Below are 14,078 nucleotides of genomic sequence, written 5' to 3'. Positions count from 1 at the left end.
GAATATTTTTGTCATTAAAACATCCAGGCATACTGCGTGTCATCTGATTACTGATGTTATGGAGTTATTTATGCCTCTCGCTTTATTTGCACTGACGATAAGTGCCTTCGCTATTGGCACGACTGAGTTTGTGATTGTCGGCCTGGTGCCGACCATTGCTCAACAACTGGCGATCTCGTTACCTTCCGCCGGAATGTTGGTTTCAATCTATGCGCTGGGCGTGGCTATTGGCGCGCCGGTGCTGACTGCTCTGACCGGACGCTTACCGCGTAAACAGTTACTGGTCGCGCTGATGGTCTTGTTTACGGCCGGGAATTTGCTGGCATGGCAGGCACCGGACTATATGACATTAATCGTCGCCCGTCTGCTGACGGGGCTGGCGCACGGTGTGTTCTTCTCAATTGGCTCTACCATCGCGACAAGTCTGGTGCCGAAAGAGAAAGCGGCTTCCGCGATCGCCATTATGTTTGGCGGCTTAACGGTGGCGCTGGTTACGGGCGTGCCGCTGGGGACATTCATCGGTCAGCATTTTGGCTGGCGCGAAACTTTTCTTGCGGTATCAATGTTAGGCGTGATCGCGCTGATTAGTAGCCAACTGCTGATACCGGCCAACATTCCCGGTCGGGCGGCCGCCAGCATTCGTGACCAGGTGAAAGTGCTGACCCATCCTCGTCTGTTGCTGATTTACGCCGTTACGGCGCTGGGCTATGGCGGTGTATTCACGGCATTCACCTTCCTGGCGCCGATGATGCAGGATCTGGCTGGATTCTCCCCGGCAGCAGTAAGCTGGATCTTGCTGGGTTATGGCGTATCTGTGGCTATCGGCAATATCTGGGGCGGCAAACTGGCAGATAAGCATGGTGCCGTTCCTGCGCTGAAATTTATTTTCGCCGCACTGTTTGTTCTGCTGATGGTCTTCCAGGTGACCGCATCCACTCAGTACGCCGCACTGGCCACTATTCTGGTGATGGGGATCTTTGCCTTTGGCAACGTACCGGGTTTGCAGGTCTACGTTGTTCAGAAAGCCGAACAATTCACGCCTAATGCGGTAGATGTGGCATCAGGACTCAACATTGCAGCGTTTAACATTGGTATTGCATTGGGTTCAGTGATTGGCGGGCAAACGGTGGAGCATTACGGTTTGGCGCAGACCCCGTGGATTGGTGCCCTCATTGTTCTGGTGGCTTTCTTACTGATGGGCGTCAGCGGTCGCCTTGATAAACCTGTACGCATTGCTCTGGGGTAAATCATTGATGTAAGCGCCCACTTACAAAACAAACTGCAATTGTTCGTTGAAAGTGAGTGCTAAAATCCCTATAACAGAAGAACCAGTCCGGCTGCGGACTGGTTGACGTTACAGAGGTTTGAAAGTCTAAAGTGCGAAAAAACACCTATGCCATGCGTTATGTTGCCGGACAGCCCGTTGAGCGGATTTTACCGCCAGGGTCGTTTGCGCATATTGGCCAGGCATTACCCGCAGGCGCTCCGTTAAGCAGTGAAGATCGCATTCGCGTGCTGGTATGGAATATTTTTAAGCAGCAGCGTGCAGAATGGCAGTCGGTGCTGAAAAATTTTGGCAAAGATGCGCATCTGGTGTTATTGCAGGAAGCGCAAACCACGCCTGAACTGGTGCAGTTTGCGACCGCTAACTATCTCGCTGCCGACCAGGTACCCGCCTTTGTGCTGCCTCAGCACCCCTCTGGCGTCATGACACTTTCTGCCGCCCATCCTGTTTACTGCTGTCCATTGCGCGAGCGTGAGCCTATTTTACGGCTGGCGAAATCGGCATTGGTGACGGTTTACCCGTTGCCTGATACGCGTTTATTGATGGTGGTGAATATCCACGCGGTAAATTTCAGCCTCGGCGTTGATGTCTATAGTAAGCAGTTACTTCCTATTGGCGATCAGATTGCCCATCACAGCGGTCCGGTGATCATGGCGGGTGATTTTAATGCCTGGAGCCGTCGACGGATGAATGCGCTGTACCGCTTTGCGCGCGAAATGTCGCTGCGCCAGGTGCGCTTTACCGACGATCAACGCCGACGCGCGTTTGGTCGCCCTCTCGATTTTGTGTTCTATCGTGGTTTGAACGTGAGTGAAGCCTCTGTGCTGGTCACCCGCGCATCCGATCACAATCCGCTACTCGTTGAATTCAGTCCCGGCAAACCTGAACAATAACGGTGTGTCAGGTCTGCCGTAGGGCAGACCTGTAGTGGTGCTGCCCTTCTTATTAAACAACAACCGAAGGACAACACAATGACAACACGCTCCCATCATGACAACGTCGAAAAACAGTTTGGCTCTCAGGCTAATGCCTATTTGACCAGTGCGGTACATGCCTCTGGCCGCGATTTGCAACGCCTGTCCGCAAGATTGTCAGCATTTCCGCAAGCCCGGTTACTGGATATGGGATGCGGAGCAGGGCATGCCAGTTTTGTGGCTGCGCAACACGTCAGGCAGGTCGTAGCTTATGATTTATCTTCACAAATGCTTGAAGTGGTGGCGGAGGCGGCAAAAGACAGGGGGCTGGAAAACCTCTCCACGCGTCAGGGTTATGCCGAAAGCCTGCCATTTGAAGATAACGCGTTTGATGTGGTGATTAGCCGCTATTCCGCGCATCACTGGCATGATGTCGGGCGCGCGCTGCGGGAGGTGAACCGCGTCCTGAAGCCTGGCGGCGTACTGATCGTGATGGATGTGATGTCGCCGGGTCACCCTGTACGTGATATCTGGTTACAAACCGTGGAAGCGTTGCGTGATACCTCGCACGTACGCAATTATTCCAGCGGGGAGTGGCTGTCTTTAATCAATGACGCGAATCTCATTGCTGACACCTTGTTAACTGACCGCTTGCCGCTGGAGTTCAGTTCGTGGGTTGCGCGGATGCGTACGCCTGCGGCGTTGACCGAAGCGATTCGTTTATACCAACAGAGTGCATCTGCTGACGTGAAGGCCTACTTTGCATTACAGGAAGAGGGATCGTTTACCAGCGACACGATAATGGTAGAGGCGCATAAAGCAGGATAAATAAAAAAGGCACAGGGGGGAAACCAGTGCCTTCATTTCTACAATGTTATCAGGAGTCCGGCATACCGTTGTTTTTCACAAACAACGTTAGCTGATCGCCAGGCTGCAGGTTGTCCGTGTCGCTATTCCAGCGCATCACATCTTTGATGTTAACCCCGTGACGTTTGGCAATGCTCGACAGCGAGTCGCCCTTACGCACACGATAGGTGATGCTATCGCTGTTATTAGCCAGGCGCTGCGCGCTGGTTCCAGCGCCTACCGTCAGGCTTTGGCCTACTTTCAGGGAAGAACCACGCAGATTGTTCCACTGTTTCAGGTCTTTTGTGCTCACGCCAAGACGTGAAGCAACGCCAGAAAGCGTATCGCCAGAGCGAACTTTGTAGCTACGGCTGTTCAGCGGCGTGTTATCCGCGAGCAGCGTTGACTGCACGGCTGCAATTTCGCCTGAAGCCAGAGACTCACGCAGCTTTTCTGCATGCTTCTTTGGCACCATCACATATTGCGGACCGCTGGCACCCAACGTGGAGCCTTTCACGCCTGCATTGAAGGTCTTCAGCTTGCTGACGGATATACCCGCCATATCGGCAACCTGAGCCATCTCAACCGGGCTATTCAAGCGAACACGTGCCAATGCGCGGCTTTCGTCTGTTGTAGGCAGACGCACGCCATAGCGCTTGCTGTTTTTGAGAATATCGCTCAAAGCCAGCATTTTGGGCACATACAGCTTCGTTTCCTGAGGCAACGGTAACGACCAGAAGTCGGTGGATTTACCACGCGCTTTGTTCGTTTTGATCGCCTTCATCACGCGACCTTCACCGCTATTATAAGCAGCAATGGTCAGCAGCCAGTCGCCATCAAACATCTTGTTCAGACGCTGCATCATGTCGAGCGCGGCAGTGGTGGAAGCCACAATGTCGCGACGTGCATCATAATTGCGGGTCTGCTTTAAACCATAATTGCGCCCCGTGCTCGGAATGATCTGCCAAATACCTGCGGCATTGGCGCCAGACGTTGCGTGAGGATCAAAAGCGCTCTCCACTATGGGTAGTAATACCAGTTCCATTGGCATGTTACGTTTCTTAACCTGCCCGGCTATCCAGTACATATACGGCTCTGCCCGTAAAGTTACATCGTGGAGATAGCTCTTATTGCGTAAATACTTCTGTTTCTGTTCGCGAATCCGGCTGTTTTCCGGAATTCCCATCTTTAGCTCGTCACCAATGAAAGCCCACAAATCTTGATCAGCAGCGATAGATGTTCCATCGTCCATCCATCGCGCCTGACTTGTAAACTTTCCTGCTTCCCCTTGACCAGCTGCAGAAAGGCTCTGTGCGTGCTGTTGGACGTTACCAGTATTCTGGCACCCAACAAGCAGGACAGAGGCGAGTAATATCGCTTTTGCCTTCATGTGTGTGTCAATAGTTGCTTAAAAGACGACCGATCATAACGGCGAAGTTTTCAAAAGGCAACCCGGAATTGTCAGAACGTATCTTTCTTTGACCTTAACCAGGCAAAACGCTCTTCAGGTTGTTGCAATATTGTTTCTTTGTTTATTTCATTAATTAAATCAATATCTTCAGTTCGCAAAAAAATATTATTTCGCCGCTCATTTTTCAGAATTACGGGTAGTGTCATTTGTTTTTTTACGCGTAACTCATTAACTTTACGATAATATTCATTTATGAACGAATCGTGCGGGAGGATGCTTAAAGCAAACTTCATATTTGCTAATGTGTACTCATGCGCGCAACAAATCAAAGTATCATCGGGAAGTGCGCTGATCTTTTTAAGTGATTGATACATCTGTGTTGCAGTACCTTCGAAAAGCCGACCGCAGCCACCAGAAAAGAGCGTGTCGCCACAAAACAGGTAAGGGTGACTAAAGTAACAGATATGTCCTAAAGTGTGACCCGGCGTAGCAATTACCTTAAATTCATGCCCCAATACGAGAGCAATATCGCCATCTTCGACTATGTGCGTCGTTCCCTTATCTTGCGTTTCAGCCGGTCCGTATACCACTATTTGTGGGAAGTGTTGCAGGAGTTCTTTCACGCCGCCAACGTGATCCTGATGATGGTGGGTCAGCAGAATGGCCTCTGGCACCCAGTTATGTTCTGCAATGGCTTGCAGAACTGGGGCGGCTTCTCCCGGGTCAACAATCAGACAATGTTGGTCATTATTTGACAGGACCCAGATGTAATTGTCCTGAAATGCAGGAATACTGTTAAGATTCATATCTTACCTCTCAATGCGAAACGGAAGGTTATGATGAAACCGGCAAGGATCCCTCAAACTGTCGTAGCGCCCGTGAGCTGGGATGATTTACCCTGGGGCGAATACTATCGTGAGGCGCTGGAGCATCAGCTTAACCCGTGGTTCGCAAAAATGTACGGTTTTCATCTGCTTAAAATTGGTAATTTAAGCGCAGAAATCGATTCTGAAGCGTGCGCGGTTTCTCATCAGGTAAATGTTTCTTTGCTGGGTTCTCCCATGCAGGTAACGGCCGATCCTTTACATCTGCCCTTTGCCGACAAGTCGGTGGATGTCTGTTTGTTGGCCCATACGTTACCGTGGTGCGACGATCCGCATCGGTTACTGCGCGAAGCCGATCGTGTACTGATTGATGACGGCTGGTTGATTCTGAGCGGGTTTAATCCGGTAAGCCTGATGGGACTGCGTAAACTGGTGCCGGTATTGCGCAAGACCCCGCCTTATAACAGCCGGATGTTTACCCTTATGCGTCAACTGGACTGGCTCTCTTTGCTAAATTTTGAAGTGCTGCACTACAGCCGCTTTCATGTTCTGCCCTGGAACAAGAAAGGCGGGAAAATGTTAAGCGCCCATATTCCTGCCCTGGGATGTTTGCAACTGGTGGTCGCGCGTAAGCGAACCATCCCACTTACGCTCAACCCAATGAAACAAAATAAAAGCAAAACGCCTATCCGCCAGGCCGTTGGCGCTACCCGGCAATACCGCAAGCCGGACGCTTAAGACTCGGCCTGATACCCGATATCATCCTGAGTGGGGCTCATTGCCGCGGCGCGCGCAAGCTCATCACAGCGTTCGTTTTCCGGATGGCCCGCATGGCCTTTAACCCATTCCCATTTGATTTGATGCGGACCCAGCGCGGCATCCAGACGTTTCCACAGATCGACGTTCTTTACCGGTTTTTTATCTGCCGTTTTCCAGCCGCGCTTCTTCCAGTTGTGGATCCATTGTGTAATGCCCTGGCGCACATACTGGCTGTCGGTGCTGAGTATCACTTCACACTGTTCTTTCAGGGCTTCCAGCGCAACGATTGCCGCCATCAGCTCCATGCGATTATTGGTTGTGAGGTTGTACCCTTCACTAAAGGTTTTTTCGCGCCCGCGATAGCGTAAAATTGCCCCGTAACCACCTGGCCCTGGATTTCCCAGGCAAGAACCATCGGTGAAAATTTCTACCTGTTTAAGCATCTCTGGTAGACTTCCTGTTTTAGCAAATCGAAATCAAACGATAAGTCTGACATAAATGACCGTTATGAGCACTGGAATTACACGACAGGTAGTCCTTGATACCGAAACCACCGGTATGAACCAGATTGGCGCCCACTACGAAGGCCACAAGATCATTGAGATCGGTGCGGTCGAAGTGGTGAACCGCCGCCTGACCGGTAATAACTTCCACGTTTACCTGAAGCCGGATCGGCTGGTGGATCCGGAAGCGTTTGGCGTACACGGAATCGCAGACGAATTCCTGCTCGATAAGCCTACGTTTGCCGAGGTGGCCGATGAGTTTCTCGACTACATTCGCGGCGCGGAGCTGGTCATCCATAACGCATCGTTTGATATCGGCTTTATGGATTACGAGTTTTCTAAGCTCAATCGTGATATTCCGAAAACCAACGAATTTTGCAAAATAACCGATAGCCTGGCGCTGGCAAGGAAAATGTTTCCTGGCAAGCGAAACAGCCTCGATGCGTTATGCTCGCGCTATGAAATAGACAACAGTAAACGAACCCTGCACGGCGCATTGCTCGATGCCCAGATTCTGGCCGACGTTTATCTGATGATGACCGGTGGGCAGACCACGATGGCGTTCTCGATGGAAGGTGACAGCCAGCAGCAAAATGACACGGGGATCCAGCGCATTGTTCGGCAGTCCAGTAAACTACGCGTTGTTTTCGCCACTGATGAGGAGTTAGCGGCCCATGAATCGCGCCTTGACCTGGTGCAGAAGAAGGGTGGAAGTTGTCTCTGGCGGGCGTAAATGACCCAATTACAGTGCAGAAATGACTATTCGGGTGATTTTTGCAGCAAACGATTAAAAACGTGAGAAAAAGCGTTGACGAGGCGCGAGGCAATCCGTAATATTCGCTTCGTTCCCGAGCGGAACACAACGCGGAGTGGTAGTTCAGTTGGTTAGAATACCTGCCTGTCACGCAGGGGGTCGCGGGTTCGAGTCCCGTCCATTCCGCCACTATTCAGAAAGCCTGAATCAGAAATGATTCAGGCTTTCGTCGTTTTAGCCCACCCCAAATAACAATCCCATCATTACACTGCATTGCAACCTCCGCGCTGCCGGGCGGGAAACACATCAGGTCATCCTTAACCCGACGCATATCGTAGAGGCGATTAACCCGCGAAGTGATTCATCACGCAGGCGAAGCGGGGTGAAAAGTTATCGCCAATAAGAACCGTTTCCTCATTCAGGCGCTTCAGCATATACAGCTTGTCGGCACGTTCGTAAGCGTCGAAGAAGAGGTAATCGACAGCATCCGTTGCGTCATCATCGGGGGATTTTTCACGTCCATCGGGAGTGAGCATGAAAACGCCTGCGGTATGGCCGAGCGGACGGGCGTAGCGAAAGAACAGTTTTCGGCTAACAGTGAACTCACCATCATCACTTTTGAATTTCCCCTGTACTGACAATGAAAGGTGTCCGGAATTGTAGCTAGTGATCAGCATAATTCCGTTGAGTTCCTTTTTGCTATTTTGGATGTCGAGTATCGACGTAAATTCCGATGAGCATGAAAAGCTGATTTCTTGTTTCTTCGCATTCCCGACGATAATGAAAAAAGCAATGGCCGCCAGCCCAAAAATGGCAATTACCACTGACCACAGTAAAGGAGAGTGATCGCTTTCCTGCTTCATATCATTCCTCATAATGACGATACTGGCTGACGCAATGGTAATAGCCGAGGTTTAGTCCGCATTCAGCGGCAAACGACCACTCAACCAGGTTATGGTTGCTCGCCCACGTATTAAGATATAGATCTTTTGGATGCGAACAGTTTGGGTTAATCCCCACTGACTTGAATATATCCAGCGCTTTCTTTTCAGTTATGGTATCGGTAAGAGCATTCCCTAATATATGTACCCGGCATTGCTCGTAGTCGATTGTCCGCAGAATAGCTGCGTCCGTCATGGCGATTTCATTGGGTATCCATGTTAACCATGCTGTAGCCAGCACTGCGATACCGGTGATTAACGTTGTTATCGCGACTGGCCATCGGTTTCGGTTCTTTTTGTTGAGCTTCTTTGCAACATGGGCAATTCGCGCTGGAGTTTGCGCCTCTTCCAGTTGCTGAATATTGATATTGACGTCGCCCATCCGAAATCCCATTCTCGGAATGGTGACGATGAGCTCGGCAGGGTGACCCGTTGACGTTATTGCTTTACGCAGAAATGAAATGTGCTGGTTGAGATTGGCATCCGTCGCCCGGGCGCCATTATGCTGGAAAACATTCAGCAGAATTTCATCGCGCGAGGAAATCTCTTTACCATTTTGCAACAAATAGAGCAGTAATTGCGTTGCCACATTATTCAATGTCGCCATTTCACCCGATGTCAGGTCTTTTAGGGTATTTTTATTTGGTCTGAAAACTAAGCCATCACCAATAATTACGGATTTAATTTTGTTTATTGGTATATGAGAAATCACTGATGTCTCCTTTAAAGCAGGATATCTCGCATTCGAGTGGGGGAAGCAATAGCATAACATAATTCATTTATAAAAAATGGTTGCGCCATAGATCGCTTCATTAATATTTATATAACAATATTTTAATATTTCTTATAAGATGTCTCATTCTCCTTTCTCTCTGTCACTATCTTATTGTCATTACTCGCTTTTGATATCCACTTTCATTTTTACAAAACTTTCATAAATACATTTTGCCTGGTATCCGGACTAAATAAAAAAATAGTTGATAGATAAAAACTCTATAAAAACGCAAAATAATAGATATTAACGCTGGTACGTGCCTGAATTTTGGCGGTTTTTTAGGTAAACGATCGTTATGCAGGCGGTGATACAACACGATTCCCTGAGTTTGATTAATACCGTATTTTTGCATTGTGTCATTTTTCTGCCGACTTAATATAAGCCCAGAAACAGCCTGAACAGCTGTGGACGGTATTTCGTATGGAATGCCAGTGATGTTCAAAATAAGGGGCGGGTTGAGATGGATTGTTTGCAGGGATATGCGCTACCGCCACCTGCAGATCAGCATTTCCCTGACGTTAAGTGTCTGCGGAAATAGATCGTCGGAATAACTAAAAACGGATATAAGGTTAAGTAGTAATATGAAAATGAAAAACGTGGCTGTGGCCTGCGCGCTGATGGCGGGAATGACTTTGACTGCCTCTTCTGCTTTCGCTGCAAAAAATGTCGAGCCGACTAACGGTAAAATTCAATTCACCGGTTCTCTGGTTAATTCCGCATGCGGTCTGGCACCTGAATCCAGCCCGGTGCAGGTTAATTTTGGTGAGATCCCAACCTCTCAGTTAAAAGACAACCAACGCGCTGGCGTTAAGCATGCCAAAATCGTTCTTCAGGGCTGCGACACCACCGTTGCGAAAACGGCCACTGTGACCTATACCCCGGCAACGATTGATACCGACAACAACGCCCTGGCCGCATTCACCTCTGGTACTGCAAAGGGCGCGGGTATTGGTATGGTTGACAGCGGCAACCAGGACGTGGAATGGGGTAAAGCTGCCTCTCAGGTCAACATCACTGACGGCGAAACCGACATTGATTTCGTTGCTTATCTGCAGGCAAACAACGCTTCTGCAGCGGTAACGCCGGGTGATTTCGAATCTACCGTTAATTTCCAGATCGACTATCAGTAATTACCCGCAGCGGGCGCATTAATGCGCCTGCTTAACCCTTCCTGCGAATAACTGAAAGGAAATACGGTTATGCCTGGATGGCGAATTTTACTGCTTTTTGTCTTTATCTCACCTGCATGGGTTATGGCTGGCGCCAATCGTCTAAACAGTACGCCCGGCAAAATGCGCATGCGAGGAAATATTATTGAGGCAGCCTGTTATGTTGACCCGCGCGACCGGTCGCTACTGGTTGAATTCGATGATCTCTCTGCCAGAGATATTTCCGGAAGACCAGAAAAAGTGTCCGCGCATGATTTCAGTATTCATTTGCTGGGATGTTCATTAGGGGATTCTCAACATTCCGGGAATGTGTTTCAACGCGCCAATATTACCTTTTCTGGTGCGCCTGACAGGGACAATCCTGATTATCTGAGCGTGCAGTCGGAAACTGAAAATTTAGCAATAGAAATATACGACAGCAAAGGACAGCAAATTCGTCTGGGCGAACCATCACCAGATTATGTGCTTAACCCAGGGAAGAACACACTCAACTTTACGGCTTATTTGATCTCCCGTGACGGAAGAATGACATCCGGCGAATTTACTGCGGTCACGCATTTTGTTGTGAATTATCTCTGAGCTGCACTGCAATTCGGGTATCTGAAGGTTTGCGAACGAAAATGATCACGCTGAAAACAGATAAAAAACGCCTGGCGCTATTTATTACTCTGGTTTGCGCCTCTGCATGGGCTGAAGCGGATGAGGCCATTGAATTTAATACTGACGTACTGGACGCCAGTGACCGGCAGAATGTCGATTTGCAGCGTTTTTCCGAAGGCAACTTTGTGACTCCCGGAGAATATTTGCTGGATGTTCGAATTAACAGCCAGGAAATTCCTCAGCAGTCGATCCGCTATATTGTCGATCCTGCCAACCCGCATAAATCCATGGCGTGTCTGACGCAGCAACAACTCGAATTACTGGCGCTCAAAGAAGAGGCGCTGACCTATATTCATCCGATTAGCGCGACCTGCTATGACATTTCCCGTCTGCCGGGCGTAGCGTTGAATAATAGCGCAGGCGTACTGGACATTACCGTGCCGCAGGCATGGATGAAATATACCGATCCCGACTGGACGCCGCCGGAGCGCTGGGATAATGGCGTCGCCGGGCTGATTTTTGACTACAGCATCTCGGGTCAGGCCACACATTACGAGCAGGGGGGCGATCATTACCGCTCTCTTTCTGGCTACGGGCAAACAGGCTTTAACCTCGGCGCGTGGCGCTTTCGCGGGCAGTATCAGGCCAATTACGCTTCCGATGATAATCGTGGGCGTATCGACTGGGATCAGATCTATGCTTATCGCCCATTACCGATGCAGGCGGCAAAACTGACGCTTGGCGAAATCTATCTGAATTCTCAGGTTTTTGATTCGGTACGTTTCACCGGGGTTAACCTCGCCAGCGATGAGCGTATGTTGCCACCGAATTTGCAGGGTTACGCGCCTGAAGTTCATGGCATCGCGCGGAGTAACGCGAAGGTCACCGTCAGTCAGCAGGGGCGTGTTATCTATCAAACCACCGTTCCTGCGGGGCCGTTTAATATTCAGGATCTGCACGGCTCGGTACGCGGAACATTGGATGTACGCGTTGAGGAGCAGGATGGCAGCGTACAAACCTTTCAGGTTAATACCGCCGATATTCCCTACCTGACGCGCCCAGGCTACGTTCGCTACAACGCCGCGGTCGGTAAGCCATCGCTTTACAACCATGACATTCAGGGCCCTGCGTTTTATACCGGCGATTTCTCATGGGGGGTCAGCAATGCGTGGTCGCTGTACGGCGGCGCGCTGCTCACTGGCGATCGTTATAACGCCTGGTCGATGGGGATCGGCCGGGATTTGAGCTGGTTGGGAGCGTTATCGGCAGATGCGACGCAATCCGTGAGTCGGGTGAAGCATCAGGCTGAACAAAAAGGCATGTCCTTTAAGCTCAGCTATGCCAAAACCTTCGATGAATACAACAGCGCCATCACCTTTGCCGGGTACCGCTTTTCACAGCGTAACTTCCGCACTTTTTCGCAGTTCCTCGACGAACAGTATGCCAATAACAACAGCGCCGGCAACGAAAAAGAGATGTACACCATCACCGGTAACAAAACCTTTTTTGCCGACGATCCGCAGTTAGCCACCACGCTGTATCTGACCTACACCCACCAGAACTACTGGGATCGTCGTTCGCAGGATCGTTACGGCTTGTCGATGGGACACAGCTTTTCGTTGGCGGGCATCCAGGGGATTAGCGCCAACCTTGCGGCTTACCGCTCTGAGTATCAGGGCAAACGGGACGACAGTCTTTCGCTTTCAATTTCGATTCCCTGGAGCGATGGCCGATCCATGGATTATGAATTGCAGAACAGCGGCAACCAGACCAGCCAGATGGTTTCGTATTCCGATAACCGCGACCGTAACAATCCATGGCGTTTGCGCGCAGGGGTTTCCGGTGAAGGGCACACGGCATTTGATGGCTATTACAAGCACCGCAGCATGATGGCGGAGCTGGAATCTAACGTCAGTTGGCAGCAATCACGTTATTTCTCCGTAGGCGGCACGATGCGCGGCGGTTTTACCGCGACGCGTCACGGTGCGGCGTTGCACAACAGCCAGGCGTCAATGAATACCGCCAGAGTGATGGTGGATACCGACGGTGTGGCGAATGTACCGCTGAACGGCGAACAGGCGCACTCAAACCGCTTCGGTATTGCCGTGGTACCGGACGTCGTCAGCTATCACAGCTTTGATACCCGTATCGATGTGGACGCAATGGACGAGGATATTTCCGCGACCAAAGCCATTGTCACCAACACCCTGACGGAAGGAGCGATTGGCTACCAGCGCTTTGCCGTGGCGCAGGGGCAAAAAATGATGGCGCTGCTGCGCCTGAAGGATGGTTCGGTTCCGCCGTTTGGCGCCGAAGTGTTTAACGCCAACGGCGTCAGCGTCGCCATGGTGATGGAAAACGGCATGGCCTGGATTGCGGGTGTGAATCCAGCCGAGCGTCTTTCCGTGGCGTGGGGCGGTCGAGCGCAGTGTCACTTACAGGTGCCACAACAACTCAACCCGGAAGGTAACGTGCTGTTGCCTTGTGAATAATTTCAATAACCAGAATGAATTTTGTCATGAAAAATCAAGCTTTTTACTCCGTGCAGCGTTGGCTCAAACCCGTGGCTTGTGGCCTGCTTTTTATTGCAGAGATCAACGCTTCCTGGGCGGGTATTGCGCTCGACCGTACCCGGATGATCATCGCCGGTGATGCGCGCTCTGTCAGTGCGAACTTAACCAATACCAGCCCGAGCATTCCGTTTTTGGCCCAGTCATGGGTGGAAGATGCCAACGGAACAAAAGTTACCTCGCCGCTGATGGTCTTACCGCCGCTGCAGCGAATTAACGGTGGGCAAAAAGGCATTGCCCGCGTGACGAAAACCAGCGGGATTAATGCGCTGCCTCAGGATCGAGAAAGCCTGTTCTACCTGAATGTGCGTGAGATTCCACCTAAGCCTGATAAGCCTAACGTGCTGCAACTGGCGATGCAGTCGCGCATCAAATTGTTCTACCGGCCGACCGCCATCGTGCCGGAAACGCCGGGCGCGGTGTGGCAAAACCAACTGGTCTTTCACAAGCAGGGTCTACGCTGGACCGTGGATAACCCAACGCCATACTTCGTCACCTTGATCGGTTTAAGCCGTAAGCCGGAAGCGCAGGGCGGCGGCAGGCTGACTGACTTCCCCGGGGTTATGGTTTCACCAAAATCCTCGCTTGATTTCAGCGTTACCGACGGCAGCGTCAGCCAGTTCAGCATGATGTATGTGAACGATTTTGGCGGTCACCCTGAATTGAAATTCAGCTGCACAGGCAATGTGTGTAAAGCATTGCCGATGGAGCAACAGCCCCGGTAAAG

The 14,078-nt window shown here is 50.7% G+C and carries 13 protein-coding genes, 1 tRNA gene and 1 pseudogene; 10 read left to right on the top strand and 5 right to left on the bottom strand.

What is annotated here, in order from left to right; genetic code table 11:
* Nucleotides 1-70 precede the first annotated feature (70 nt).
* From M4I31_RS19115 to M4I31_RS19105, 3 genes are all read left to right on the top strand, one after another.
* On the top strand, nucleotides 71-1,246 hold the full coding sequence (locus M4I31_RS19115; protein WP_085047759.1) for an MFS transporter: 1,176 nt from the start codon (nucleotides 71-73) through the stop codon (nucleotides 1,244-1,246).
* A gap of 131 nt (nucleotides 1,247-1,377) precedes the next feature.
* Nucleotides 1,378-2,178, top strand: coding sequence for an endonuclease/exonuclease/phosphatase family protein (locus M4I31_RS19110; protein ID WP_038637479.1), 801 nt, complete (start codon nucleotides 1,378-1,380; stop codon nucleotides 2,176-2,178).
* Between the two features lie 78 nt (nucleotides 2,179-2,256).
* Entirely contained in the window at nucleotides 2,257-3,027 is a 771-nt protein-coding gene (locus M4I31_RS19105; RefSeq protein WP_085047758.1) for a class I SAM-dependent methyltransferase, read from the top strand.
* 49 nt (nucleotides 3,028-3,076) lie between these two features.
* Here M4I31_RS19105 and mltD read toward each other — a convergent pair whose 3' ends face one another.
* Both mltD and gloB read right to left on the bottom strand, forming a co-directional pair.
* Nucleotides 3,077-4,435 carry a murein transglycosylase D gene (gene mltD / locus M4I31_RS19100; protein WP_042310500.1) on the bottom strand — a complete coding sequence of 453 codons (1,359 nt, stop codon included), beginning with the start codon at nucleotides 4,433-4,435 and terminating at the stop codon, nucleotides 3,077-3,079.
* A 71-nt stretch (nucleotides 4,436-4,506) separates the two neighbouring features.
* On the bottom strand, nucleotides 4,507-5,262 hold the full coding sequence (gene gloB, locus M4I31_RS19095; protein ID WP_069323837.1) for a hydroxyacylglutathione hydrolase: 756 nt from the start codon (nucleotides 5,260-5,262) through the stop codon (nucleotides 4,507-4,509).
* Nucleotides 5,263-5,295: 33 nt separating this feature from the next.
* Here gloB and M4I31_RS19090 point away from each other — a divergent pair, with 33 nt between their 5' ends.
* A complete protein-coding gene (locus M4I31_RS19090) occupies nucleotides 5,296-6,018 on the top strand; it encodes a class I SAM-dependent methyltransferase (RefSeq protein ID WP_038637488.1) in 723 nt (240 codons plus the stop codon).
* Here the strand turns inward: M4I31_RS19090 and rnhA are convergent.
* Nucleotides 6,015-6,593, bottom strand: a pseudogene (rnhA, locus tag M4I31_RS19085) (ribonuclease HI). The gene M4I31_RS19090 and the pseudogene rnhA sit on opposite strands and share 4 nt — an antisense overlap.
* Between rnhA and dnaQ the strand changes: the two are divergent.
* Both dnaQ and M4I31_RS19075 read left to right on the top strand, forming a co-directional pair.
* Nucleotides 6,547-7,275, top strand: coding sequence for a DNA polymerase III subunit epsilon (dnaQ, locus tag M4I31_RS19080; RefSeq protein WP_038642996.1), 729 nt, complete (start codon nucleotides 6,547-6,549; stop codon nucleotides 7,273-7,275). The pseudogene rnhA and the gene dnaQ sit on opposite strands and share 47 nt — an antisense overlap.
* Before the next feature lie 133 nt (nucleotides 7,276-7,408).
* A tRNA-Asp gene (locus M4I31_RS19075) sits at nucleotides 7,409-7,485 on the top strand.
* Nucleotides 7,486-7,640: 155 nt separating this feature from the next.
* Here the strand turns inward: M4I31_RS19075 and M4I31_RS19070 are convergent.
* Both M4I31_RS19070 and M4I31_RS19065 read right to left on the bottom strand, forming a co-directional pair.
* A complete protein-coding gene (locus M4I31_RS19070; RefSeq protein ID WP_038637494.1) occupies nucleotides 7,641-8,159 on the bottom strand; it encodes a hypothetical protein in 519 nt (172 codons plus the stop codon).
* Between the two features lies 1 nt (nucleotide 8,160).
* On the bottom strand, nucleotides 8,161-8,949 hold the full coding sequence (locus M4I31_RS19065; RefSeq protein ID WP_038637495.1) for a winged helix-turn-helix domain-containing protein: 789 nt from the start codon (nucleotides 8,947-8,949) through the stop codon (nucleotides 8,161-8,163).
* A 644-nt stretch (nucleotides 8,950-9,593) separates the two neighbouring features.
* Here M4I31_RS19065 and M4I31_RS19060 point away from each other — a divergent pair.
* From M4I31_RS19060 to M4I31_RS19045, 4 genes are all read left to right on the top strand, one after another.
* Nucleotides 9,594-10,142, top strand: a complete 549-nt coding sequence (locus M4I31_RS19060) for a fimbrial protein (protein WP_038637500.1) — start codon at nucleotides 9,594-9,596, stop codon at nucleotides 10,140-10,142.
* 69 nt (nucleotides 10,143-10,211) lie between these two features.
* On the top strand, nucleotides 10,212-10,760 hold the full coding sequence (locus M4I31_RS19055) for a fimbrial protein (RefSeq protein WP_038637503.1): 549 nt from the start codon (nucleotides 10,212-10,214) through the stop codon (nucleotides 10,758-10,760).
* A 41-nt stretch (nucleotides 10,761-10,801) separates the two neighbouring features.
* Entirely contained in the window at nucleotides 10,802-13,273 is a 2,472-nt protein-coding gene (locus tag M4I31_RS19050) for a fimbria/pilus outer membrane usher protein (RefSeq protein ID WP_085047757.1), read from the top strand.
* A 26-nt stretch (nucleotides 13,274-13,299) separates the two neighbouring features.
* A complete protein-coding gene (locus tag M4I31_RS19045; protein ID WP_139815549.1) occupies nucleotides 13,300-14,076 on the top strand; it encodes a molecular chaperone in 777 nt (258 codons plus the stop codon).
* Nucleotides 14,077-14,078: the final 2 nt, after the last annotated feature.

The organism is Citrobacter sp. XT1-2-2 (assembly GCF_023516235.1).
In the GTDB taxonomy this organism is placed as follows: Bacteria; Pseudomonadota; Gammaproteobacteria; order Enterobacterales; family Enterobacteriaceae; genus Citrobacter; species Citrobacter werkmanii.
Note: the sequence above shows the minus strand (reverse complement) of the source record. Positions and strands in the feature narration are given on the sequence as shown.